A 22,627-nucleotide genomic window follows, 5' to 3' on the forward strand; every position below is an offset into this window, starting at 1 on the left:
AAGTCTCTAGCGAGTGCCCACACAAATTATCTGATTAACTATTTTAAAGAGCGTCTGACTTATCTGTGTAAGATAGTGAGTTACTTGGTAACTTGTCGGTGTAGTCTTGTTTGCTACCCCGTGTCAGCGAGGGCGTATATTAATGACTGGTAGATTTAGTGCAAGTGTTTTTTGCATTAATTTTCATTTTTTTAAAATCTATGCGAAGAAGCAATGGAATCACTAAAAATGGCGTAAACCAAATAGCTATCTCTGAGTCTGCTTTAATCTGCCACCATAAGTGAGCCAAGGTCGCTAATGCCGCTATGTAAACCATCTTATGTAATGGTTTCCAGCGTTTACCTAGTTTTCTCACCATAGCTTTAGGACTGGTAATCGCTAATGCCGCTAGTATCACAAACGCCAGTACACCAATATAGATATATGGACGCTTTAATAAGTCTTCTTGAATCCAACTTAAATTAAAGCCAGCATGCAGAACTAAATAAGCGAGTAGGTGAACTAAAGCATACCAAAAAGCGGCTAAACCGATAAAGCGACGGTATCGATTTATCATTCTTAAGCTTTTGAACTTTTTAGTTAAAGGCGTAACACTCAGGCTCATGCAAATAAAGACACTTGCCCAAATACCACTTAAGGTCATAAAAGGTTCGGCAGGGTCTGGAAAGTAGCGCCCACTTAAAAGCGAATACACTAACCAAATAAATGGAGCACAAAACACCACTAATACGTATGGTTTCTCTTTTCTGTCCCACATAAGCCTTACCTCTTTCTTTTGACCAATATTAATTAATAGTTCTTAACTAGGCTCATGCCTCTATACAGGTCAGCAACTTCTTCTTGGTAACCATTGAACATTTGCGTATCGATAACGTTAGGGAAAAGTAATCCTCCCGGTAAACGTCTTTCTTGTTTCTGTGTCCATCTTGGATGATCAACGCCAGGATTCACATTGGCATAAAAACCGTACTCTTGTGGTGCAAGCAGGTTCCATGTGGTTTCAGGCATAGTTTCAACAAAACGTATTTTGACAATTGATTTAATACTTTTGAAACCATACTTCCATGGCACAACTAAACGAATTGGTGCACCATTTTGATTAGGGAGCACACTGCCATACATACCAACACTTAAAAACGCCAAATCATTCATAGCTTCATCTATGCGTAAACCTTCTCTATACGGCCATTTTATATTGCCGCCATTTTGCCCTGGGAACTGGGAAGGGTCATATAAGGTTTCGAAGTAAACATATTTAGCTTTTGAGTTGGGCTTGAACTTTTTAAGCACATCACCAAGCGAAATTCCTACCCAAGGAATCACCATGGACCAAGCTTCAACACAACGCAGTCTATAAATACGTTCTTCTAGTTGATGCTCTTTAATAATATCTTCAAGTGCAAAAGTACCGACGATATCGGCTTCACCCTCGACTGTGATATTCCAAGGATCAGGCTTAAAGTTTTCAGCTCGTTTTGCTGGATCACCTTTACCATAGCCAAATTCGTAGAAGTTATTATAGGTAGTTGCAACATCAAAAGGTGCTACCTTTTCCCCAGCACCAAAGCTGGTTTCTTTAATGTTATTAAAGTATGGCGCTAAAGAGGTGGGAGGCGTAATCAAGTTACCTTCTTGTAAGCCTGCCAATACATTTGATGTGCCAGATAACGCAGCAATTGATAATGCTGAATTACGCATAAATTGACGGCGATTTAAATAAACAGCTTGATCTGTAACTTGATGCTCACTAACGTCGGATGCTTTCTTAATTTTTATCAACATGGTCATTCCTCATAATCTCTATGTGTTGACCTGTGTTTTTCTTATGGGTTCAATTTTCTTTACATTTTATTGACACTTTACCCCCTAGCTTACCTTGCTCATAAATATCAAAGCCAAAAAAAGCCTGCATATAGCAGGCTTTTCAAAGTTTAAATAGGTTTAAGCAAAGCGACGCATAATTGAACCAATCACGCCCGAAGCGCCATAAAGTAGAAAGGCACTTGCCAAAATTAAAGATGGCTCCATAGCGACAAGCACAAGAACAAAGACTACAGCCACCAACTTAATAAAAGACACCTTACCTTTCATATCTAAGTCTTTGAAACTGCGATACTTAATATTGCTCACCATTAATAAACCAACAGCTGGAACAAGCAGGAGCATCAAATAAACAAGGCTTTCAGCTGCTATACCTTGGCTATTAGCCGCCCAGATAACACCAGCAATGATTGCTGCTGCAGCAGGACTCGGCAAACCAGTAAAATAACGCTTTTCCTCAACCCCCAGCATGGTATTAAACCGGGCTAATCTTAATGCAGCACCAACGGCATAAATAAATGCAGCGACCCAACCTAGTTTACCAAGAGGAGCTAATACCCAAGTAAAAGAGATCAAAGCAGGGGCAACACCAAAAGAGACCATATCAGAGAGAGAGTCGTATTCAGCACCAAAAGCACTTTGAGTTCCCGTCATACGAGCAACACGACCATCAAGTCCATCAAGAATCATGGCAACAAAAATCGCCACAGCAGCATGAGTAAAGTCGCCATTCATTGCTGCGATAATGGCATAAAAGCCTGCAAATAATGCAGAGGTAGTAAACAGATTAGGTAATAAGTACACCCCTTTATGAGGTGGCTTTATTTCTGTTTTTTCGCTTTCAATGCCATTCGACTCTGGTTTATCGTTTTTCTTCTCAAGGGGCATTTCAGTCACTTTGCTCATGCACTCTCTCTGTTAATTATGAATATTCTTATAGTTGCGCAAAGGCTTTTTTGGCAGCAGCAATTGTAAACTCAATATCTTCATCAGTATGAGCTTGAGAAATAAAGCCAGCTTCAAATGCCGCTGGAGCAAAATACACCCCTTCTTGTAGCATCAAGTGGAAAAACTTTTTAAATTTCTCTGCATCACAAGCCTGCATTTCTGCAAATGAAGTAATGCGGTCTGCATCAGTAAAGAAGAAACCAAACATGCCACCAACACTCACTGAATGAAAGGGTACACCAGCCTCATCCGCAGCAGCTTTTAAACCCTGCATCAATTTTTCAGATTTTGCAGTTAGCGTCTCATGAAAGCCAGGCTCACTAATTAGGTTAAGGGCAGTTAAACCCGCCGTCATGGCAATAGGGTTACCAGAAAGTGTACCCGCTTGATAAACCGCACCGAGTGGAGCGATATGCTCCATAATATCGCGACGACCACCAAATGCACCCACTGGCATGCCTGCACCAATCACTTTACCTAGGGTTGTAAGGTCAGGTTTGATATTGAATTTTTCTTGCGCGCCACCCAAGGCAACACGGAAACCCGTCATTACTTCATCAAAAATCAGTACAGCACCAGATTCATCACATACTTCGCGTAAGGTTTCTAAGAAACCTTCAATCGGGGGAATACAGTTCATGTTACCAGCGACAGGCTCAACAATGATGCAAGCAACTTGGTCACCAATTTCTGCAAAGCATTGTTTTACACTTTCAATATCATTGTATTGTAGTGTTACTGTGTGTTGAGCAAGGTCTGCGGGAACACCAGGAGAGTTTGGAATACCAAGCGTTAATGCACCAGAACCAGCTTTTACCAATAAAGAGTCAGAATGACCATGGTAACAGCCTTCGAATTTCACAATTTTATCGCGTTTAGTAAAACCACGCGCTAGACGAATCGCGCTCATGGTTGCTTCTGTACCAGAGCTAACCATACGAACCATGTCCATAGAAGGTACTAGTTCGCACACTTTCTCTGCCATATCGATTTCGATTTCAGTTGGTGCACCAAAACTTAAACCTAAATCCATTTGCTCACGAATCGCATCTAAAACATCAGGGTGAGAATGACCAATAATCATTGGCCCCCAGGAACCTACATAATCAACGTATCTTTGATCATCTTCATCATAAACATATGCGCCCTGCCCTTTTTGGAAAAAAACAGGTGTTCCACCGACACCATTAAAGGCTCGAACTGGTGAGTTTACACCACCAGGGATACGCTTTTGGGCTCTTTGATACAAATCTTCAGATCGGCTCATAACTCTATACTCAAACTTTAAAAACAAAAAAGGAAAATTAGAAAGGTTTAACGATTACCAAGATGGCTATGGCAATCAGAATAACAACTGGCAATTCGTTGAACCAACGAAAGAAAACATGACTACGTGTATTCGCGTCATTGGCAAACTTCTTCAATAAACGGCCACAAGCATGGTGATAACCTAGTAAAACAAACACTAAAGTCAATTTGGCGTGAAACCAGCCTGATTTCATATAATACTCTGGGCTAAAACTAACTAACCAAATACCCAAGGCGATGGTGACCACAGCCGCTGGAGTCATAATGCCACGATACAGCTTGCGCCCCATTACTTTAAATCTTTCATTACTAATCGTATCTTTAGCATCAGCGTGATACACAAAAATACGCGGTAAATAAAACAACCCTGCAAACCAAGAAACCATAGCAACTAAATGAAACGCTTTAACCCATAACATAATTCGAATTCCTATATAAAATTCAATTTTAGCAATCTTGTAACAAGTTGAACTTGGGCGTTACCGCCGTCAAAGCAGTAACAGAGGTTCAAGCAAAATAAACGGCAGGCATTCTAGCATATTTATTTTTTCGGTATTACTCCAGAAAATACAACCTAAAGTGGGATAAATCACTAACTTATTCTTTTGTGCTTTTCACATCACCATTATGGTCAACTCTCACCCTTGCCTTAGAATGCAGGCCTAAGCTAGTAAGCCTTTCTATAAAAATCGAATCTTGCTTAAACGCGACTCTTGTTATCACACATGATGATGCAATGACTAACATGGCTGGCAGTAGAATTTCTGGAGTATGAGTCATTTCTACTATCGCAATAAGCCCTGTTAAAGGCGCTTGGAAGCTGGTTGACATCATGGCTGCCATGCCAAGCAAGGCAAACAATGAAATTAACTCAAGGCTTGCTTCACCAGAAAAAGCCCAAACAGCCACCTGAATTCCAGCCAATCCACCCATAACAAAAGTTGGCCCTATCATGCCACCAGGAATTCCTAAACCGATTGAGAAGGCGGTCAATAAAACTTTGGTCAGCAAAACTAACAGCAAGACATTTGTTAGCGATCCACCAGCCAAGAGTTTTTCAACTGAGTCATAACCGGCACCCAGTACCTCAGGAATGAAAGCTGCACATAATGCAGTAGCCACGCCCACGAGTGAAAAACGCCAAACTAGCGACCAATGATTGACTTTCCAAAGCAGTTGCTGCGTTCTAAAAAACAAACCAGCCAATAGAGCAACTACCAAAGATAGAGCAGCCAAGGCAGTAATACTCTCTGTATTAATCACTAAAACAGCAACACGATCGAAACTAAAAAGAGTAATCGGCCCTAGAAGTGCATGACTGACTGCCATTGAAAAGACGGAGGATAAAATGACAGGGAGAATAATGGCTATTCGGTATTCTAAAAAAATGACCTCAAGCGCAAAAAGAACACCTGCTAAAGGCGTTTGAAATGCTGCTGAAATTGCACCGGCAATACCACAGGCAACCAGTACTTCAATATGACTTTGAGATAAACCCAAACGTAACGCAATACGGCTACCAAAGGTGGCCCCGATATGAACAGCGGGCCCTTCTTTACCGATAGATAAGCCTCCCATCAAACCAATGCCCGCGGTTATAAACTGAATAACCCCATTCATAATAGGTAAATGGCCTTTATGGTAATTGAGTCGCTCAATGACATAAGGCACACCCACTTTCTGCCATTTTTTAGGCAAATAAAACATAATCAGAATTAATAAAAAGCAAGAGACTAAAGGAAAGAGTACACGCAATAATAATGGTAAATCTTCGAAGCCTTCATTATCTCCTCCCATAAAAAGATGGGCGGGTAGATCTAAAAGCCAATGCAATAGCACCATAGATAAGGCACAGGCTATCCCTACAATAACCCCTACAGAAGAGAGTAAAAGCAGAGCGTCAGAAGAATTAAGTCGCTGTTGCAGCAAATCTTTTAATTTAAAGCGGTACAGTTGGCTCTCCTTACTTTTAAGATTTGTAAAAATCGGGCACTATTCAACCAGTAAATCAACACAGGCGCAAATGTGTTAACGCGTTTCAATCAAGTATTAAGATAACGGGACTCAACAGTGTATAAAATCGGCATAGTAGGCGGCACAGGTTATACCGGTGCAGAATTATTAAGACTTTTAGCAAATCACCCAGAGGTTGAGGTGAAAGCCATCACCTCTCGAAGTGAAGAAGGCAAACTAGTTGCTGATATTTACCCAAGCCTACGAGGACATTATGACCTTAAATTCACCACTCCTAGTGTAGACGAATTAGCTGAGTGCGATCTTGTCTTTTTTGCCACTCCTCATGGTGTTGCCATGGACCAAGTACCTGCATTACTAGAGAAAGGCGTTAAAGTTGTAGATCTTGGGGCTGACTTTAGAATTAAAGATACAGTGGAATGGTCTAAATGGTATGGCATGGAACATAGAACACCTGACTATGTTGCTGAAGCTGTTTACGGTTTACCTGAAATAAACCGTGAAGCAATCAAAGGGGCTCGTTTAGTTGCTAACCCTGGCTGCTACCCTACTGCGACACAACTTGGCTTAATTCCTCTGCTTGAAGCAGGTGTTATTGACCCAAGTGATCTTATTGCCGATGCAAAATCAGCAGTAAGTGGTGCTGGTCGTGGTGCGAATGTTGGCACACTGCTTTGCGAAGCGGGCGAAAACTTTAAAGCTTATGGGGTTGCTGGTCACAGACATTTACCTGAAATCAAGCAAGGTCTTCAAGCTTATACAGATAAGCAAGTGGGTTTAACATTTGTCCCACACTTACTGCCTATGATTCGTGGTATTCATTCAACCATGTATGCCACATTACTCGATACAGACATTGACCTTCAAAAACTATTTGAAGAAAGATATCAAGATGAATTCTTTGTTGATGTGATGCCTGAAGGCAGCTTACCAGAAACACGTAGTACTAAAGGTGCTAACTTTTGTCGTATTGCGGTTTATCGCCCACAAGGTGGAAACAAGGTAGTCGTGCTTTCAGTTATTGATAACCTTGTTAAAGGGGCATCTGGTCAGGCGATCCAAAACATGAACATCATGTTAGGCCTAGATGAAAATGCTGGATTGACTGCTTTAGGCATGATTCCCTAGGGAGCTTGCAATTAAGTCAGCACTTGATCGAATCCATCTTTAAGGATTGGATTGAAAAATGCCCGTATAGCAAAAGCGATACGGGCATTTTTATAATCTTGTCATTGCACACTATTCTTAGTGTTAGCGTTGGAGCCGGTCAACCAACACTGTATGAGTAACAATTCGTTGGACATTTGGCCAAGCATCCATCATTTCACGAATCTCACTCAAGCGCGTCATATTTGCAGCTTCAGCAAAAACAATCAGATCGACATCACCACTAATACTATGGGCCTGCTTAATTTCTGGAATATCTTGCATCAAACCTGCAATCACTTCACAGCATAAGGGGCTAAAGGTAACAGAGAAATAGGCTGCGACTTGTGTTGCAGCATCTTGATTAAGCTTGGCATGATAACCCGTGATGGTTTGGCTTTCTTCTAAACGCTTAATTCTATCCGTCACAGCCGAACGAGACAGACTCACCTGACGAGCAATATCCGAAATAGATAATCTGGCGTCTTCTACCAAGAGAGAAAGAATTTTTTGGTCAAAACTGTCTAACTTCACTCATAATCCTTGTTGCCATCGCATTTTCTTGGAGCTAAGCAGTTTGACGGCATTACCGTCACTTTAACGGCGAAATAACCTATTTTGCTAGCTGTATACTTAATCAAATCATTCTATCCTGTCTCAATTGAATCACACATCAATTTATTTTGAATTCACCCACAATTTTTGCGATTGACATTAAAGAGAAGAAACATGAGCACAAACACCAAAGGGATAGGTCCATTACAAGGCATTGCCATGACAGTGACGACGTTTGTTGGCACAGGTCTGATGGTACTCCCCGCATTATCTGTCAACATAGCTCACGAACAAACCGCTTACAGCTGGATTTTTACAGCGCTCATCATTATGCCAATTGCCATTATTTTTGCTTTGCTAGGAGCAAGACTTCCCCATGCAGGTGGCGCATCACATTATATTGGTCAGGCTTTTAGTAAACCTTTACAAGATGCGGTGGGTTGGTTGTTCTTATCTATTTTAATCGTTGGCCCTGCGGTTGCGATAAAGATCACAGCTAATTACCTCGCTGCCTTCTTAGGTTTTGATCAAAGCATGTTTATTTACCTCTATATTCTGATCTTTATCTTATTTTTAGGCTTTGGCCTTGCTGGTATTCAAACCTCAGCCAAAACACAAACCGCCATAGTTGTTCTTATGCTTGTGGCTATTGTATGGCTTGCCATAAGAGGAGATATTCTAAATGCAGTCCAGCTCACTCAAGCGCCAGTAACGGACACTCAATGGCAACAAACCTTTAGCGCTATCAGTGTGGTTTTTTGGTGCTTTCTTGGTATTGAAGTAATGGCCCACTTGGGTGGTGAGTTTAAAAACCCTGCTAGGGATTTCCCTATTGCTATGATTGTCGGCATTAGTGTTGTGATTGTTTGTTACCTAACCGTCGTTTTCCTTATTTTTGCCTACGCAAGCTATGGTGACGAACAAACTAACAATCAATCTATTGCGGTTTTAGTTTCAAGTATCGCCGGTGAGAGTGCCAGTCGCTGGGTATCCTTTGGCGCCTTTGTCATCTCCTTTGCGAATGTCAGTATCTATCTACTTGGCTTTGGCCGTATGGTACAAGCCATGTCAGAGAACAAAGCATTACCTGCTTATTTAGGCAAACTTAACCGCTTCGGTTCTCCTGGCAATGCCATCATTATTGTTAACCTTGTCTGTGCAGGTTCACTCATTTTAGGAGAAACCTTCAATCTAAAAATGGAGTGGCTCATTGAAATGACAAATGGCTCATTCCTAACCGTTTATACATTGGCGTCTTTAGCGGCATGGCACCTTCTAAAAGGCAAAGTAAGATATCTTGCAATACCGGCATTGATGGCTTGCACCTTTATTGCCTTACAAATTGGTGAAAGCATGCTATTCGCCTTTGTGATGCTTGGTTCTGCCTATCTTTTCTCACTCTTGAAAGCTAATAAAACTGCAATTGCTTAAAAACCATTAATTTAAGTAATTGAGCCTGCTAAGCTCAAAATTTAAGTCTAAGATTACTGAGCGCTAAGATTAATTTTCTGTATAATCCAGAAAATTAATCTTTTTAGCATGCCATTCAGTTTTCATTGAAGAATGGCTAATTTCGATTTTAGGAGAATTCTCATGCCTTTATTAGACAGCTTTCGCGTCGACCACACTCGCATGCATGCCCCTGCAGTTCGCGTAGCAAAATCCATGGCGACACCTAGCGGCGACACAATTACCGTTTTTGATTTAAGATTTTGCATTCCTAATAAAGAAATATTATCTGAAACAGGCATACATACATTAGAGCATTTATTTGCTGGTTTTATGCGTGATCACCTAAACGGTAACTCTGTTGAGATTATTGATATTTCACCTATGGGTTGTCGTACTGGTTTTTACATGAGCTTAATTGGCGAACCAACAGAAGAAAAAGTGGCGAACTCTTGGAAAGCGGCGATGGAAGATGTTGTAAATGTTGCTGCAAAAGAAGATATCCCTGAGTTAAATGAGTATCAGTGCGGCACTTTTGAAATGCACTCACTTAAAGAAGCGCAGGATATTGCAAAAATGATTCTTGAGCGTGACGTGGCTGTAAACAGCAACCAAGAACTTTACTTAAGTGAAGAGTTCCTTGCTGAACATAGCTAATTGCTAAATTAGCCTATAAAAGCCCTGATTATAAACAGGGCTTTTATATTTTATTTGTCTCTGAATCCCATAAAGGCAAGCCTAGCTTTAATCCTTAATTAGAAAGCATCCTCTTCTAGTAAAGCAGCATCTGCTTGTAAAACATCCTGTGATTTTGTAGAACTAACCCAAATTGCGATTCCTGTTTTCTCTTGCCCTAACACAGGTGGTTTATCTAGCTTAATCTGCCAACGCTTACCTTGACTGATAAGACTAAAATTATCTAATACAACATAGTCATGATTAAGTCGCCTATTTCTGTTCTCGCCCGCTTTGACCTGAGTTGTAATCCCCATACCTAAATACGCAACATTAAGCAGATAAGGCCCATCAATATCAGGGTGCCCTGAATATTCAGCTTCTAAAAAACCTTGAGTTAATTTAGCCGATAACTGTCCTGCATCACCGTGATTTTGAGGTATATCTCGTTCTCCTCTAAACCATTCTCGCCATTCTTTATTATTCACTACAAAACCTGGGGTATAAACTTGGCTTGTATTCCCCTCTCTTACATGTCTTCTTTGTCTACTACTATATTCAGGACGGGAAAAACGATCTTCCCAACCAATGTAATTCCAATAGTCCACATGGTAAGCAAGAGGAAATGCTTTTTCGAAAGGGTCTTCTTCAGTCGCAAGACTAGATAAAAAGCGATCTGCAGGAGGACAAGAACTACATCCTTCAGAAGTAAAAAGTTCTACCACGGTTGGCGCGTTTGAATCTGTTACAAACACTTGTGAATGTGCGGTTTGAGCTGAAAGTAAACCAAATAAAAACGGAATTGTATAAAAGAGCCTCATATCATCATGCCTTTTCATATGGATAAGTGCACCCTAACAGCACAAGCCTACGCTGATAGAAATATGCGATATAGCTAATATGAGGTAGAAAATCTAATTTAGTTCACTTGTTGATGAATTCAAGTTATGGCAAATAAAACAAAAAGTTTGAAACAGAAGAGTAAAGAGAGGAGCGGCTCACATAATTTTTTATGCGAGTCGCGAATTTTAAATCATGATTCGTAGAATTTAACGTGAGGCGCTGGCAAGTACTGCACTCGCAGCCACAAACACTGCTCCCATAGAACGGTTTAAACGTATGGCACCCTTTGAGCTTTTGATGAAACGCTTAATTTGGTTACCTGCTATCGCATAAATATATGAGCCGATAAATTCAGTCACAATAAAAGTAAAGCCCATGATAAAGAACTGAATCATAACGGGTTTATCAAGATTTAACATTTGAGGAAAAACCGCCGTAAATATCAGAATGGCTTTCGGGTTGCTAATAGCAACAATAAACTCCTGACGAATTAATCCTGAATAAGGCACTTTTCTAGTATGAGTAACTTCACCTGAATCAACCCCTTGAGCAGCATTACGCCAAGTTTTAATACCCATATAAAGTAGGTAGCAAACACCCGCCCACTTCACTATGTTGAACAAAAGACTAGATGAAACAATAACAGCACCCAGACCTAGAGCAGAAACCAGCATCAAAATAGCAAAGGCAAAATTTCGGCCAATAGTGCCAACCAAAGCTGCCACGGGGCCCTGATTAATACCATTAGACATAGCCATAAAGTTATTAGGACCAGGTCCTAGAGATAACAAAAGAAATATTGGCGCTATCGTTAGCCAGTCAACAAATGCCATGCTGTTTCCTACTGAGTTTTCAACATAAATTAAAACGAATTATGAGTGGTTAATTTTCAAGCAATTATCAATTAAATACTTCCTAGCCACAAGAAATTAATCAAACTTTTGAATCGAAAGTTTGCTTGCAAATTTACGCTGTTTTTTAAAGTTTTAAGCCGTTAAATGATTGGTAATCGTCTGGTGAAAAACTTTCCTCTGGCGCAAACTTCTCCACAAGTTAAGACATCAAAACCTTTGCTCAATATCAGATAAGCAAAGGGCACGTTAAAGAGTGAGGATTTATGAGCATTGCACACATCATGTTATGGTTAACCGCGATTATTTGGGGAGTGGGATTTGTTGCACAAAGTGCAGGCATGAACTCACTTGAGCCACATAGTTTTAATGCTGCTCGTTTTATTCTAGCTGCTATATCATTGATTCCTTTATTGTTTATTTTCCCGAGCAAGCAAAGCTATCAAGTTCGTACACTTGTATTAGGCGGAATAGTTGGCGGGATATTTATGTTTACTGGCTTCACTTTCCAGCAAACGGGTTTGCTTTACACCACAGCAGGTAATGCTGGATTTATCACCAGCGTCTATATCGTTCTTGTCCCAATCATAGGCATGGCCTTTGGACAAAAAACCGCACGTAATACTTGGATTGGCATCACCTTCGCTATTGTTGGCTTATATAGCCTAACCATAGGCCCTAATCTAACGATTAATTATGGTGACGCACTTGAACTAGCAGGCTCCTTTTTCTGGGCATCCCATGTATTGGTGATAGGTTATTTATCGAAGCGTATACCCGCAATTCCTTTTGCAATTACTCAATTTTGTGTAGCCGCCGTTTTGGCTATTGCTGCCGCCTTTATTTGGGAAACGCCGAAACTTGAAAACTTCTATCTAGCTTGGGTGCCAATTGCCTATGCAGGGATAGCCGCGTCAGGTATTGCTTGTACATTACAAATACTTGGGCAGAAAAAAGTATCACCGAGTGCAAGTGCCCTTATCTTATCAACCGAAGCTGTCTTTGCAGTCATTGCCGGATGGTTATTTATGGATGAAGTTTTGAGTTTTGATGCCTATGTTGGCTGTGGTTTGATTCTTATCGGTATGTTGATTAGCCAATGGCCGACTAAGGAAGGTAAAGAAAAAGAAAGAGTCAATGCAGAAACAACGGCTTCAACTTAGTCAGTTTAGTATTCAACCCAAGTTAATGATTCCCATGCGTTAAGCATTACCCTTTTGGCCCAGTTCAAACTACTGGGCCTTTTTTTATCCAATAATTTATTAGTCTCAGCCTTCTAACTCGTTATTAAAAAGGTTCAGTTGCCTTGGCAGCTCTCTTTTTATAGGAGTCGAGAGTATCATCATGGTATGAGTATCACTTAAATCAATTAATCGATTTAATAAATCATCTAAAGCAGACATAGAGGCGACGCCCACCTTAAGAATAAAAGCATAAGGCCCTGTTAGGTTCTGACTTTCAATTACTTCATTCAGAGTACTGACCAAGACTTTAAACTCTTTCTCTTTGGCATGATGCACTTCACAGCCAATCAAGGCTGTAATGGGAATCCCCATTTTCTCTAAATTGAGTGTTGGTCGGTAACCTGTAATTACTCCAGACTCCTCTAATTTTCGAATACGTTCAGCCACCGCAGGCGCGGATAAGTGAACTCTTTTCCCTAATTCTGAAAATGACATTCTGGCATTTTCAGTTAAAGCAAAAATCAGCTTTTGATTAATTTTGTCCATTTTTGATAAACCTATGAGGCAAACCTTTGTCATTAGATATGTTGCAATAAATGATATATATTTTTGCTATTATTGCATTTTATACATAAAAACAAACTGCATTTATAGCTTGTTAAATTTAAGGCCTGCTCTATGGATACCAAATCATTGCAACTCTTTTCTCACTTGGCCCAAACTCTACATTTTGGCCGGACCAGTGAAGCGTTTCATATGAGCCCATCCACCTTAAGCCGACACATTAAGCAAATTGAAAATGAAATAGGCCATGTTTTGTTTAATCGAGACAATCGCTCTGTTCAACTAACCATTGAGGGCGAAAGGTTTAACCAATATGCCTTAGAAAGCCTTTCTCAATGGCGTAATTTTAGACGTTCTCTCACCACAAGCGGAGAGCAATTGGTGGGAGAAATTAGCCTTTATTGCTCTGTAACCGCAAGCTATAGTTTTTTGTATGATATTTTGAGTGAGTTTCGTGGTCTGCACCCAAAGATAGAAATGAAACTGCATACTGGTGACCCAGCTCCAGCCCTTGCTCGCGTCATGGAAGGACATGAAGATATCGCCATAGCGGCAAGGCCAAACAATCTACCAAGCAGTATGGCGTTTAAACGTATTGCCATTTCCCCTCTGGTTTTTATTGCTCCTAATGATGTTAATGCCGCACAATCGCTTGGGGTTTCTATGTCAGCCGATAGCAAGATTAACTGGAATCAAGTACCTATGATTTTATCTGAAGAAGGTATTTCACGCTCACGTGTGGACCAGTGGTTTCGACAACGTAATGCAAAACCTAAAATCTATGCACAGGTATCAGGTAATGAAGCCATTGTTAGTATGGTGTCCTTAGGCTTTGGAATAGGTGTGGTACCAAAAATAGTAATCGACAATAGCCCTTTGATCGACAAGGTAAGCATTATGGATCTTCAACCAGAACTAGAGGCTTATGATGTTGGCCTATTTACGCTAAAAAAGAATCTTGCGACACCAATTATTAAGGCTTTCTGGCAACAAATTAACCGCTAAGAGGCAAGGCTTTCATCATCAAGAATATTGTAATTAAAGCGTGATGAAAGTTGATGGAACTCTTTATGAAGCAGTAATAAAGGTTTTTTCTTTTCCATATCATTAATACGGCTAATTAAGAAGCCAGCCATGGATACATACTGAGATAGTTGGCGTGCTAGCTCTTGCTGAAAGATAAAGTATTCCCTCACCTCTGGTGCCGCTTCCAACAGTTGCATTTCTTCCACATGAGACATCCAACGCGCAAGAGATTCCGTCAGCAAACCTGTACTGGATACAATAAATAAAACCTGTTCAGCTTTTTGTCTAAACCTTAAAGGCAGATTTTTAGAGCTAATTGCAAGTTGTGCTTCTACTTTTTCAAAAAGCTCCAACCATTCATTTAATACCACATGATTTATTAAAATTTTTCGCAAATTCTCTAATAAGCTTTTTTCATCGGTAATGACATGCTTTAAATCTGCGGAGCAGATCGCCTCTATGATGACTTTTGAGTAACGTGGAAAATAATGGGGAGAGTAAAGCTTAAGAATTGGAATGAAGTCCAATGGACCCACATTAAAAGAGAACTTATCACTCATTCCTACCTGTAAAAACCTGCTTAACCAAACAATTTGGTCTTCATTAGCAACCTCAAGCATGTCTTCTTTTTTCATTAAACCTAGGCTAGTAGGAAACACCTTCATATTCGTAATGGATCTGACTATCGTAATTGGCAAACCGTTAATTTTGCCAAGCACCTGGCTCGTTAATGAGAGAATAGAATCATTAGACCCACCTTTACTGATAAACAGACGGCCAATATCTTGAAATAGACAAGCGGTAAAAACAGCCCGCTTTGTCATTTGGCTGTCTTGCTTTGCTCTGGCTATCATCCATGCACCCCAAGCTAGGGTTAGGGACTTTTTCATTTTGCCTGGGTAAAGCTGGGCATAAACCGTAATGAGTTGAACGAGAGTTGGATATTGCGTAAAAAAACCACACATATCAGTGAGGTCTTCTTCGTTATGAAGCTTTAGATGCAGCTCTTTCAATAAATCATTTTCGTTAATGACATTGAGAGTCTGTTGTAGAATTTCATTTCGAGCTAGCGAGTTCTGCATTTTAATGCTGAACTCCAAAGGCTGCTCTAGCACATGCTGACGAATTCTAGCCAATCGCGCAGATGTTAACTCAGTATCAGCTTTGACTAATACTGCCCCTTCCTTGTTTAAAATATCTTTAGAAGCTAATGCGCTGTTCTTAGGTTCAATTGATTCCAGTTGAACCGCATACTCCTTAGACATCTGATCAGCCAGCTCCATATCACTCCTTTAAGTCCTTTTAACCCTTTTGATAAATATGGCCTAATTAGCAAGATAACATGATATCTCTATAAAATGCATTTATAGAATAGTTGAATATTAAAAAAATGAGGAAAAAAAAAGCCACATAAATGTGACTTTTTTGTAACTCTATTCAGTTTTATTTTGAGCCAATCAAGAAAATTGAATGGCTCAAAATATAAAGTACTAAATACTCAGTACTTTCTCTCCGCGTGCGATACCGGAAACACCCGTTCTCACAACTTCTAGCAGATGAACAGCACCTAGTGACTGTAAAAAGCCATCTAGTTTGTCTGATTCACCCACAATTTGAATTGTGTAAATAGACGGTGTCATATCAACTATGTTGCCACGGAAAATATCAACTGTACGCTTAATCTCAGCGCGTTGTGCACCTGTCGCACGCACTTTAACCAACATCAATTCACGCTCGATGTGCTGCCCTTCAGTAAGGTCAACTAGCTTAACGACATCGATCAGCTTATTAAGCTGTTTTGTAATCTGCTCAACCACTTGGTCTGAACCAAAAGTTGTCAAAGTTAAACGCGACAAGGTCGGATCATCAGTAGCAGCTACGTTTAGAGATTCGATATTAAAGTTTCTTTGAGAAAATAAGCCAACTACACGCGACAAGGCACCTGGTTCGTTTTCCATCAATACAGAGATAATGTGTCGCATATTAGGTACGCTCCGTCTTGCTCAATAACATATCACGCATGGAACCACGAGGTACCTGCATTGGATAAACATGCTCTTCAGGGTCAACATAACAGTTGATAAATACCAACTGATCCTTCATGGCAAAAGCTTCAGCCATTTTTTCGTCAAGTTCGTCTTTTGTATTAATCTCAACGTACTGATGACGATAGGCTTTCAATAAAGCTTCAAAGTCAGGTAAAGACTCAAGGTATGAACTAGAGTGGCGACCTTCATAGTTCATATCTTGCCATTGGCGTACCATGCCAAGATAACCATTATTCAAACATAAGATTTTAACGGGCAAACCGTATTGCAAGCAGGTAGACAGCTCTTGAATATTCATTTGAATACTGCCTTCACCTGTTACACATACTACTTCTTCATCTGGGAAGTTTAGTTTGATACCCATAGCCGCAGGTAAACCAAAGCCCATGGTGCCTAGACCGCCTGAGTTAACCCAGCGATTTGGTTTATCGAACTTGTAGTATTGTGCAGCAAACATCTGGTGCTGACCTACATCGGAAGCAACAAATGCATCCCCTTTAGTCGCTCTCCAACATGCTTCAACCGCAGCCTGTGGCTTGATTTTTTCACTCGAAGTATCGTATTTACCACCGTGAACCTTGCGCCATTCTTCAATCTGCTTCCACCAGCCATCTAACACACTTGCATCCGCTTTCTTAGAAGACTCAACAAGACCTAACATTTCGGTTAGTACTTGTCTTACTGGACCAACAATAGGTACATCAGCACGAATGGTTTTAGAAATAGCAGCAGGATCAATATCGATATGAATGATCTTAGCGCCAGGACAGAATTTATCAGGGTCATTTGTTACCCTGTCATCGAAACGTGCCCCCACAGCAAGAATCAAATCACTATGGTGCATAGTCATATTCGCTTCATAGCTACCATGCATACCTAACATACCCACAGATTGACGATCCGTTGCTGGGTAGCCACCTAGGCCCATTAGTGTATTAGTTACAGGGAAGTTTAACGTTTTACCCAATTTAACCAGTAGATCAGATGCGCCACCTAAAATAACACCACCACCGGCGTAAATGATTGGGCGTTTCGCCGCAAGCATTAAATCAACCGCTTTCTTAATCTGGCCACTATGGCCTTTTGTTGGTGGCACGTAAGAACGTAGAGAAACCGTTTCAGGGTATTTATATTCAAACTTTTCGTTTGGTACTGTCATATCTTTCGGGATATCAACGACAACAGGACCAGGACGACCAGAAGACGCAATGTAATACGCTTTTTTCAGGATTTCTGGAATTTCTGACGCATGTTTCACAGAGAAACTGTGTTTTACAATTGGACGACTTACACCAACCATATCAGTTTCTTGGAATGCATCTTCACCAATCAGGTAACTCATTACCTGACCACAGATCACAACCATTGGAATTGAATCCATATAAGCCGTTGCAATACCTGTAATGGTATTTGTTGCACCAGGACCAGATGTTACAAGTACTGTACCCGCTTTACCGGTTGCACGAGCATAACCATCTGCCATGTGTGTTGCAGCTTGTTCATGACGAACAAGTACGTGTTTGACGTCATTTTGGCGATGCAATGCGTCATAGATATGCAAGGCTGCCCCGCCTGGATATCCATAAATATACTCTACGCCCTCATCTTTAAGAAAGCGGGCGATCATTTCACCACCGGATAATAATTCCACCTTTTTACCCTCTATTATTCGTTTTACTGCTAGATTTTTATGGCACATATTGTACCCATATATCTTAGTCAGATAAATATTGATTAAACGAAGTTTGCAAAGCTTATGCAGAAACCCTAAAAAAGGTGCATTCAAACGCAAAAAATCGCAGTAATAACACTGCCCGCGTTTTTCGCGAGGAGAAATGTAAAGTTGTAACTTAAATCACTTCACATTTTTGTGTGCATTCATATGTCTATGCATATGATTGGGATAGGCTGTTGGCCTAAATAAGATTTTTAGCTGGGATGTTTGCTAAAAAGATACCTTATTCTGCCTATTTATTCCCCAAGCTGTCAAGCAACATTTATGAAGAAGCTTGCCCTTCATCCCGCTTCGTGGTGTCATAGGCTGATTTGAACAGTAGGAGTTTTAAAACAATGGCAAGTGAACTAAATCAACAACGAATTATTGATGAATTTTTACGCTGTTTTAGAAAAATGATCATGGAGCCAGAACTAGCAGGAGAGCTGGTTCGCATTGCGAAAGAACATATTAATGAGCCAGATGCATACGAGCGTATCTCTCAAGAAGTTTCTAGCCAAACAACGTTAAAAATTACAGATGAACACACAGATGCAGACCGCATGTTTATCAACTTATTAATCGATGTCGTAAAAGGCGATTCTAACCTTTATTAGCCTGGTTACTTCTTTTAAAGGCATAACAAGTGTTTATGCCTTTAAAAAGTACCTCCCTTAAAAGTCTTATCTCTTTGTCATCATTAAAAAACGATCTAAGAATGTCTCAAACTAGCGCATTAAGTGCCGCTGAATTAAACGAACTCGTCCTTAAAATTAAAGACTGGGCGATAGAATTTGGTTTTGCTGAAGCAAAAATAACGGGCACAGATTACAGCCAGCATAAAGATGACTACCAAGCATGGATTGACGCGGGCTACAACGCCAGTATGGATTATCTTGCTAACCATGGTGACATGCGCTTTTATCCAGAACAGCTGCATCCAGGCACGCAATGTATTATTGCTTTACGCATGCACTACCTGCCCCAATCGGTTGAAACTGTTAAGCGCTTACAAACCAAGAGTAAAGCTTATATTGCTCGTTATGCTCTTGGCCGTGATTATCACAAGCTAATACGTAAACGCTTAACTCAGCTTGCTAAAAAGATTCAAGAAGAAGTAGGTGATCATGGTTATCGTGCCTTTGTTGATAGCGCACCCGTTCTAGAAAGACAAATTGCTGAAAATGCTGGCTTAGGTTGGACAGGTAAAAACACGCTCTTACTCACTCCTAAAGCGGGTAGCTGGTTTTTATTAGGTGAGATTTTTACTAACCTCCCACTACCAGTTGATAAGCCAACGCCAAAAAGGCATTGTGGCAGCTGCACTGCTTGCCTTGATCTTTGCCCTACCGATGCCTTTGTCGAACCTTGGGTTTTAGATGCTAATAAATGTATTTCCTACCTCACCATAGAACATGATGGACCGATACCTGTTGAACTTAGGTCGAAAATGGGTAACCGAATTTTTGGCTGTGATGACTGTCAGCTAGTTTGCCCTTGGACAAAGTTTGCTAAATACACTGAAGAGCAAGACTTTCAACCTCGCCACCAGCTTGATAAAGAAGAGTTGGTTACACTCTTTTTGTGGCAAGAAGATGAGTTTCTGAAAAAAACAGAAGGCTCACCTATACGCCGAACAGGCTATGAGAACTGGCTCAGAAATATCGCCATTGCACTTGGTAACGCTCCCTATAGCGAAGATGTAATTGACGCCTTGAAAAGCAGAGAAGATGACAGCTCTGAGTTAGTAAAAGAACATGTTAACTGGGCCTTAGCTCAACATGCCCTTAAACCTAAGCTCATTTAACACCATTCATTACTTTGAATAGCGAATTAAGCCTTCTTGTACCGTAGATGCAACCAGCTCCCCTTTTCGATTAAATATCTGACCTCTAACAAAGCCCCTTGCACCACCAGCACAAGGACTATCAGCCACGTAAAGTAACCAGTCATCTAATTTAAAAGGACGATGAAACCAGATAGCATGATCAAGACTCGCGATATTCAAATAACGATTACCGATTGAGATACCATGTGGGGTTAAGGCTGTTTCTAAAAAACCATAGTCGCTTGTATAAGCCAACATAGATTGATGAATCAGTTGGTTATCAGGCAAAGGTGCCACACTTTTAATCCACATATGGCGCTTAGCTATGCCATGCCTTGGCCTAAATGGGTTTTGATTTTCTACAACCCGACATTCTATCGGCCTATCAGCAATAAACAGATCTCTAATCTTATCTGGAATTTCGCTAGCATGAGCACGGTATAAATCCAGTTCAGATTGGAAGTGCTCAGGCCCTGGCACATTTGGCATGACATCTTGGTGCTCAAAGCCGTCCTCTTCCTGATGGAATGAGATAGACATGTTAAGGATTTGTTTCCCAAACTGACTTGCCACCACTCGACGCATACTAAAGCTGCCACCATCACGAATGACTTCTACTTCGTAGTTAATTGGATGTGATGCATCACCAGGACGTAAAAAGTAAGCATGTAGTGAATGGGGTTGGCGATTCTCTACTGTTTGTGTGGCAGCGGACAAACCTTGTCCTATGACCTGACCACCAAAAACTTTAGGAAAGCCCAGATCCTTGCTGCGGCCAATAAAATGGGTTTCATCTTGTTGCTCTAATTTAAGAACATCAATCAAATCATTTACGACATTTTGCAACTTTCTTAAACTCCCATTCAGTTAATTATAAAACTCTTATATAGATTAATAACTTGAATTTAATCATACGCTTAAAGCTTATGTCATAAATCAAATTAATAGCAAATTAGTCACATAATATGAAAATTATTTATTCTGTTAACTTTGCTTATTGCGCTTTTTTTTGGTTCTATGGACTTGCTAACTCTGTGAGGTATTTTTTTGTCTGAGTCATCCCTAGTCGATCCATTTGGAAGACGCATAGATTATCTTCGTATTTCTGTCACCGACCGCTGTGACTTTCGCTGCACTTATTGCATGGACGAAGATGTCACTTTCATGCCTAAAGAACACATTTTGTCTTTAGAAGAGATCGTCACTACTGCGCGTACTTTCATAAAAATGGGGACGAAACGCATCCGAATTACCGGAGGTGAACCACTTGTCAGAAAAAACATTTTATGGGCTCTTGAACAAATTGCCAATACCCCAGGCTTAGAAGAGTTAACCATCACAACAAATGGCTCTATGTTAAAAAAATTGGGCCAATCGCTTTATGATGTCGGTGTATCTCGATTAAATGTCAGTCTAGATACACTCATAGAAGAAGAATTTAACCGTCTAACGCGTCGCAACAAGTTTAAGCAAGTCGTTGAGGGGATAGAAACCATTGCGGCTCTTCCTTTTAATCGCTGCAAAATTAATAGCGTCATTATGAAAAACCAAAATGACGATCAAATTTTGCCTTTGGCCAAATTTGCCCTTGCTCATAATATGGACATTAGTTACATAGAAGAGATGCCACTGGGCGCTATCACTGCACATGATAGAGCTGAGTCTTATATGTCTAGTGATGATGTTATCGAACTATTAAGTAACCATTATCAACTAAGCAAAAGCTCGGCCACAACACCAGGGCCGACCCAATACTATAAAGTTGAAGGCGAGCAAGGACGAATTGGAGTCATCTCTCCCCATAGCCATAATTTCTGCTCTAGTTGTAACCGTATACGCATGACAGTAGAAGGCCGCTTGCTATTATGTCTTGGCAATGAGCACTCTCTTGATTTAAAACCTTATATACGCGCAACAAATCAAGATAAACTGACCTTAGAAGATGCCATTATCAAAGCCTTGGCACTTAAACCCGAACAGCACTATTTTAATCTAGAAGAAGAACCACAAATTTTACGCTTTATGAGCGCTACTGGTGGTTAATTAAGAAGGCAAACAATGAGCAAGACAGCTAAACCTTTTCGTCCCTTAAATATTAATGTACTTACCGTTTCAGATACTCGATCCATTGCTGAAGACACTTCAGGTGATGCCCTTATTGCAGGTCTAACAGAAGCAGGCCACAACCTAGTAGAAAGAAAGCTCGTAAAAGATGACATTTATGACATGAGAGCAGCTGTGTCTAACTGGATTGCAGATAAAGAGATTAATGTTGTCCTTATTACTGGCGGCACAGGTTTTCATTCAAGAGACAGTACTCCAGAAGCGTTAAAACCACTTTTTGATATGCATGTTGAAGGCTTTGGTGAACTCTTCAGACAAGTTTCTTTTGACGAGATCGGCACTTCAACAATTCAATCAAGAGCAGCAGCGGGTATTGCTAACCGTACCTTAGTATTTTGTCTTCCTGGTTCGACAGGAGCATGTAAAACAGCTTGGTATAAGATTATAGAATCTCAACTAAATGCAACAACTCGTCCCTGTAACTTTGTTGAGATGTTACTAGGTAAGTAAAACCTAGTTTTAAATAAATTAACAAGCATATGAAGAAGTGCACTTTTTATTCAGTGCACTCTTTCACACACCATCTCAAAAACGTAAAGTCTAATCACTTGTTCCAGCTAAATATTCAT

Annotated in this window: 23 protein-coding genes; 9 read left to right on the plus strand and 14 right to left on the minus strand. The window is 40.4% G+C overall.

What is annotated here, in order from left to right; genetic code table 11:
- Positions 1-139: 139 nt before the first annotated feature.
- The 6 genes from OA91_RS18710 to OA91_RS18735 form a co-directional block, all read right to left on the minus strand.
- Positions 140-757 (minus strand): sulfite oxidase heme-binding subunit YedZ, encoded by a 618-nt coding sequence (locus OA91_RS18710; protein ID WP_063336879.1) that lies wholly within the window; start codon positions 755-757, stop codon positions 140-142.
- A gap of 32 nt (positions 758-789) precedes the next feature.
- Positions 790-1,782, minus strand: coding sequence for a protein-methionine-sulfoxide reductase catalytic subunit MsrP (gene msrP / locus OA91_RS18715; RefSeq protein ID WP_063336878.1), 993 nt, complete (start codon positions 1,780-1,782; stop codon positions 790-792).
- Between the two features lie 159 nt (positions 1,783-1,941).
- The gene (pssA, locus tag OA91_RS18720) at positions 1,942-2,727 is read right to left on the minus strand and encodes a CDP-diacylglycerol--serine O-phosphatidyltransferase (RefSeq protein WP_063336877.1); all 786 of its coding nucleotides are present in this window, start codon (positions 2,725-2,727) and stop codon (positions 1,942-1,944) included.
- Positions 2,728-2,755: 28 nt separating this feature from the next.
- On the minus strand, positions 2,756-4,036 hold the full coding sequence (gene hemL, locus OA91_RS18725; RefSeq protein WP_063336876.1) for a glutamate-1-semialdehyde 2,1-aminomutase: 1,281 nt from the start codon (positions 4,034-4,036) through the stop codon (positions 2,756-2,758).
- Between the two features lie 37 nt (positions 4,037-4,073).
- On the minus strand, positions 4,074-4,496 hold the full coding sequence (gene hemJ / locus OA91_RS18730) for a protoporphyrinogen oxidase HemJ (RefSeq protein ID WP_063336875.1): 423 nt from the start codon (positions 4,494-4,496) through the stop codon (positions 4,074-4,076).
- Positions 4,497-4,674: 178 nt separating this feature from the next.
- Positions 4,675-6,006: a chloride channel protein gene (locus OA91_RS18735; RefSeq protein WP_231870408.1), complete on the minus strand. Its 1,332-nt coding sequence runs from the start codon at positions 6,004-6,006 to the stop codon at positions 4,675-4,677.
- A 141-nt stretch (positions 6,007-6,147) separates the two neighbouring features.
- Here OA91_RS18735 and argC point away from each other — a divergent pair, with 141 nt between their 5' ends.
- Positions 6,148-7,179 carry an N-acetyl-gamma-glutamyl-phosphate reductase gene (gene argC / locus OA91_RS18740; protein ID WP_063336874.1) on the plus strand — a complete coding sequence of 344 codons (1,032 nt, stop codon included), beginning with the start codon at positions 6,148-6,150 and terminating at the stop codon, positions 7,177-7,179.
- 123 nt (positions 7,180-7,302) lie between these two features.
- On the opposite strand, the gene OA91_RS18745 is transcribed toward argC, so the two are convergent.
- On the minus strand, positions 7,303-7,731 hold the full coding sequence (locus OA91_RS18745; protein WP_063336873.1) for an Lrp/AsnC family transcriptional regulator: 429 nt from the start codon (positions 7,729-7,731) through the stop codon (positions 7,303-7,305).
- Positions 7,732-7,926: 195 nt separating this feature from the next.
- Between OA91_RS18745 and yjeH the strand changes: the two genes are divergently transcribed.
- Positions 7,927-9,183 (plus strand): L-methionine/branched-chain amino acid transporter, encoded by a 1,257-nt coding sequence (gene yjeH / locus OA91_RS18750; protein ID WP_063336872.1) that lies wholly within the window; start codon positions 7,927-7,929, stop codon positions 9,181-9,183.
- Between the two features lie 162 nt (positions 9,184-9,345).
- Positions 9,346-9,858 (plus strand): S-ribosylhomocysteine lyase, encoded by a 513-nt coding sequence (gene luxS / locus OA91_RS18755; RefSeq protein ID WP_063336871.1) that lies wholly within the window; start codon positions 9,346-9,348, stop codon positions 9,856-9,858.
- 98 nt (positions 9,859-9,956) lie between these two features.
- On the opposite strand, the gene OA91_RS18760 is transcribed toward luxS, so the two are convergent.
- Both OA91_RS18760 and OA91_RS18765 read right to left on the minus strand, forming a co-directional pair.
- The gene (locus OA91_RS18760) at positions 9,957-10,715 is read right to left on the minus strand and encodes a DUF1223 domain-containing protein (RefSeq protein ID WP_063336870.1); all 759 of its coding nucleotides are present in this window, start codon (positions 10,713-10,715) and stop codon (positions 9,957-9,959) included.
- A gap of 210 nt (positions 10,716-10,925) precedes the next feature.
- A complete protein-coding gene (locus tag OA91_RS18765; protein WP_063336869.1) occupies positions 10,926-11,552 on the minus strand; it encodes a LysE family translocator in 627 nt (208 codons plus the stop codon).
- Between the two features lie 284 nt (positions 11,553-11,836).
- Here OA91_RS18765 and OA91_RS18770 point away from each other — a divergent pair, with 284 nt between their 5' ends.
- Entirely contained in the window at positions 11,837-12,733 is an 897-nt protein-coding gene (locus OA91_RS18770; RefSeq protein WP_046018630.1) for a DMT family transporter, read from the plus strand.
- A 105-nt stretch (positions 12,734-12,838) separates the two neighbouring features.
- Here OA91_RS18770 and OA91_RS18775 read toward each other — a convergent pair whose 3' ends face one another.
- On the minus strand, positions 12,839-13,300 hold the full coding sequence (locus OA91_RS18775; RefSeq protein WP_063336868.1) for an Lrp/AsnC family transcriptional regulator: 462 nt from the start codon (positions 13,298-13,300) through the stop codon (positions 12,839-12,841).
- Between the two features lie 132 nt (positions 13,301-13,432).
- On the opposite strand from OA91_RS18775, the gene ilvY reads away from it, so the two are divergent.
- On the plus strand, positions 13,433-14,323 hold the full coding sequence (ilvY, locus tag OA91_RS18780) for an HTH-type transcriptional activator IlvY (RefSeq protein ID WP_063336867.1): 891 nt from the start codon (positions 13,433-13,435) through the stop codon (positions 14,321-14,323).
- On the opposite strand, the gene OA91_RS18785 is transcribed toward ilvY, so the two are convergent.
- The 3 genes from OA91_RS18785 to OA91_RS18795 all read right to left on the minus strand — a co-directional run bounded on the left by OA91_RS18785 (position 14,320) and on the right by OA91_RS18795 (position 18,043).
- Complete coding sequence (locus OA91_RS18785; protein WP_046018627.1) at positions 14,320-15,627, minus strand: hypothetical protein; 1,308 nt, start codon at positions 15,625-15,627, stop codon at positions 14,320-14,322. The genes ilvY and OA91_RS18785 overlap by 4 nt on opposite strands.
- A gap of 207 nt (positions 15,628-15,834) precedes the next feature.
- A complete protein-coding gene (ilvN, locus tag OA91_RS18790; protein WP_046018626.1) occupies positions 15,835-16,326 on the minus strand; it encodes an acetolactate synthase small subunit in 492 nt (163 codons plus the stop codon).
- A gap of 1 nt (position 16,327) precedes the next feature.
- A complete protein-coding gene (locus OA91_RS18795) occupies positions 16,328-18,043 on the minus strand; it encodes an acetolactate synthase 3 large subunit (RefSeq protein WP_063336866.1) in 1,716 nt (571 codons plus the stop codon).
- A 419-nt stretch (positions 18,044-18,462) separates the two neighbouring features.
- On the opposite strand from OA91_RS18795, the gene OA91_RS18800 reads away from it, so the two are divergent.
- Positions 18,463-18,723 (plus strand): hypothetical protein, encoded by a 261-nt coding sequence (locus OA91_RS18800; protein WP_046018624.1) that lies wholly within the window; start codon positions 18,463-18,465, stop codon positions 18,721-18,723.
- A 101-nt stretch (positions 18,724-18,824) separates the two neighbouring features.
- Positions 18,825-19,913, plus strand: a complete 1,089-nt coding sequence (gene queG / locus OA91_RS18805) for a tRNA epoxyqueuosine(34) reductase QueG (RefSeq protein ID WP_063336905.1) — start codon at positions 18,825-18,827, stop codon at positions 19,911-19,913.
- A gap of 9 nt (positions 19,914-19,922) precedes the next feature.
- On the opposite strand, the gene OA91_RS18810 is transcribed toward queG, so the two are convergent.
- On the minus strand, positions 19,923-20,780 hold the full coding sequence (locus OA91_RS18810) for an acyl-CoA thioesterase (protein ID WP_046018623.1): 858 nt from the start codon (positions 20,778-20,780) through the stop codon (positions 19,923-19,925).
- A gap of 201 nt (positions 20,781-20,981) precedes the next feature.
- On the opposite strand from OA91_RS18810, the gene moaA reads away from it, so the two are divergent.
- Both moaA and moaB read left to right on the plus strand, forming a co-directional pair.
- Positions 20,982-21,977 carry a GTP 3',8-cyclase MoaA gene (moaA, locus tag OA91_RS18815; protein ID WP_046018622.1) on the plus strand — a complete coding sequence of 332 codons (996 nt, stop codon included), beginning with the start codon at positions 20,982-20,984 and terminating at the stop codon, positions 21,975-21,977.
- Positions 21,978-21,992: 15 nt separating this feature from the next.
- A complete protein-coding gene (gene moaB, locus OA91_RS18820) occupies positions 21,993-22,508 on the plus strand; it encodes a molybdenum cofactor biosynthesis protein B (protein ID WP_063336865.1) in 516 nt (171 codons plus the stop codon).
- Positions 22,509-22,627: the final 119 nt, after the last annotated feature.

The organism is Marinomonas sp. SBI8L, from assembly GCF_001624705.1.
GTDB lineage: Bacteria > Pseudomonadota > Gammaproteobacteria > Pseudomonadales > Marinomonadaceae > Marinomonas.

Coding starts and splice junctions, on each gene's coding strand:
- OA91_RS18710 (WP_063336879.1), bottom strand. CDS start 757: ATGTGGGACAGAAAAGAGAAACCATACGTATTAGTGGTGTTTTGTGCT.
- msrP (WP_063336878.1), bottom strand. CDS start 1,782: ATGTTGATAAAAATTAAGAAAGCATCCGACGTTAGTGAGCATCAAGTT.
- pssA (WP_063336877.1), bottom strand. CDS start 2,727: ATGAGCAAAGTGACTGAAATGCCCCTTGAGAAGAAAAACGATAAACCA.
- hemL (WP_063336876.1), bottom strand. CDS start 4,036: ATGAGCCGATCTGAAGATTTGTATCAAAGAGCCCAAAAGCGTATCCCT.
- hemJ (WP_063336875.1), bottom strand. CDS start 4,496: ATGTTATGGGTTAAAGCGTTTCATTTAGTTGCTATGGTTTCTTGGTTT.
- yjeH (WP_063336872.1), top strand. CDS start 7,927: ATGAGCACAAACACCAAAGGGATAGGTCCATTACAAGGCATTGCCATG.
- luxS (WP_063336871.1), top strand. CDS start 9,346: ATGCCTTTATTAGACAGCTTTCGCGTCGACCACACTCGCATGCATGCC.
- OA91_RS18760 (WP_063336870.1), bottom strand. CDS start 10,715: ATGAAAAGGCATGATGATATGAGGCTCTTTTATACAATTCCGTTTTTA.
- OA91_RS18765 (WP_063336869.1), bottom strand. CDS start 11,552: ATGGCATTTGTTGACTGGCTAACGATAGCGCCAATATTTCTTTTGTTA.
- OA91_RS18770 (WP_046018630.1), top strand. CDS start 11,837: ATGAGCATTGCACACATCATGTTATGGTTAACCGCGATTATTTGGGGA.
- OA91_RS18775 (WP_063336868.1), bottom strand. CDS start 13,300: ATGGACAAAATTAATCAAAAGCTGATTTTTGCTTTAACTGAAAATGCC.
- ilvY (WP_063336867.1), top strand. CDS start 13,433: ATGGATACCAAATCATTGCAACTCTTTTCTCACTTGGCCCAAACTCTA.
- OA91_RS18785 (WP_046018627.1), bottom strand. CDS start 15,627: ATGGAGCTGGCTGATCAGATGTCTAAGGAGTATGCGGTTCAACTGGAA.
- ilvN (WP_046018626.1), bottom strand. CDS start 16,326: ATGCGACACATTATCTCTGTATTGATGGAAAACGAACCAGGTGCCTTG.
- OA91_RS18800 (WP_046018624.1), top strand. CDS start 18,463: ATGGCAAGTGAACTAAATCAACAACGAATTATTGATGAATTTTTACGC.
- queG (WP_063336905.1), top strand. CDS start 18,825: ATGTCTCAAACTAGCGCATTAAGTGCCGCTGAATTAAACGAACTCGTC.
- moaB (WP_063336865.1), top strand. CDS start 21,993: ATGAGCAAGACAGCTAAACCTTTTCGTCCCTTAAATATTAATGTACTT.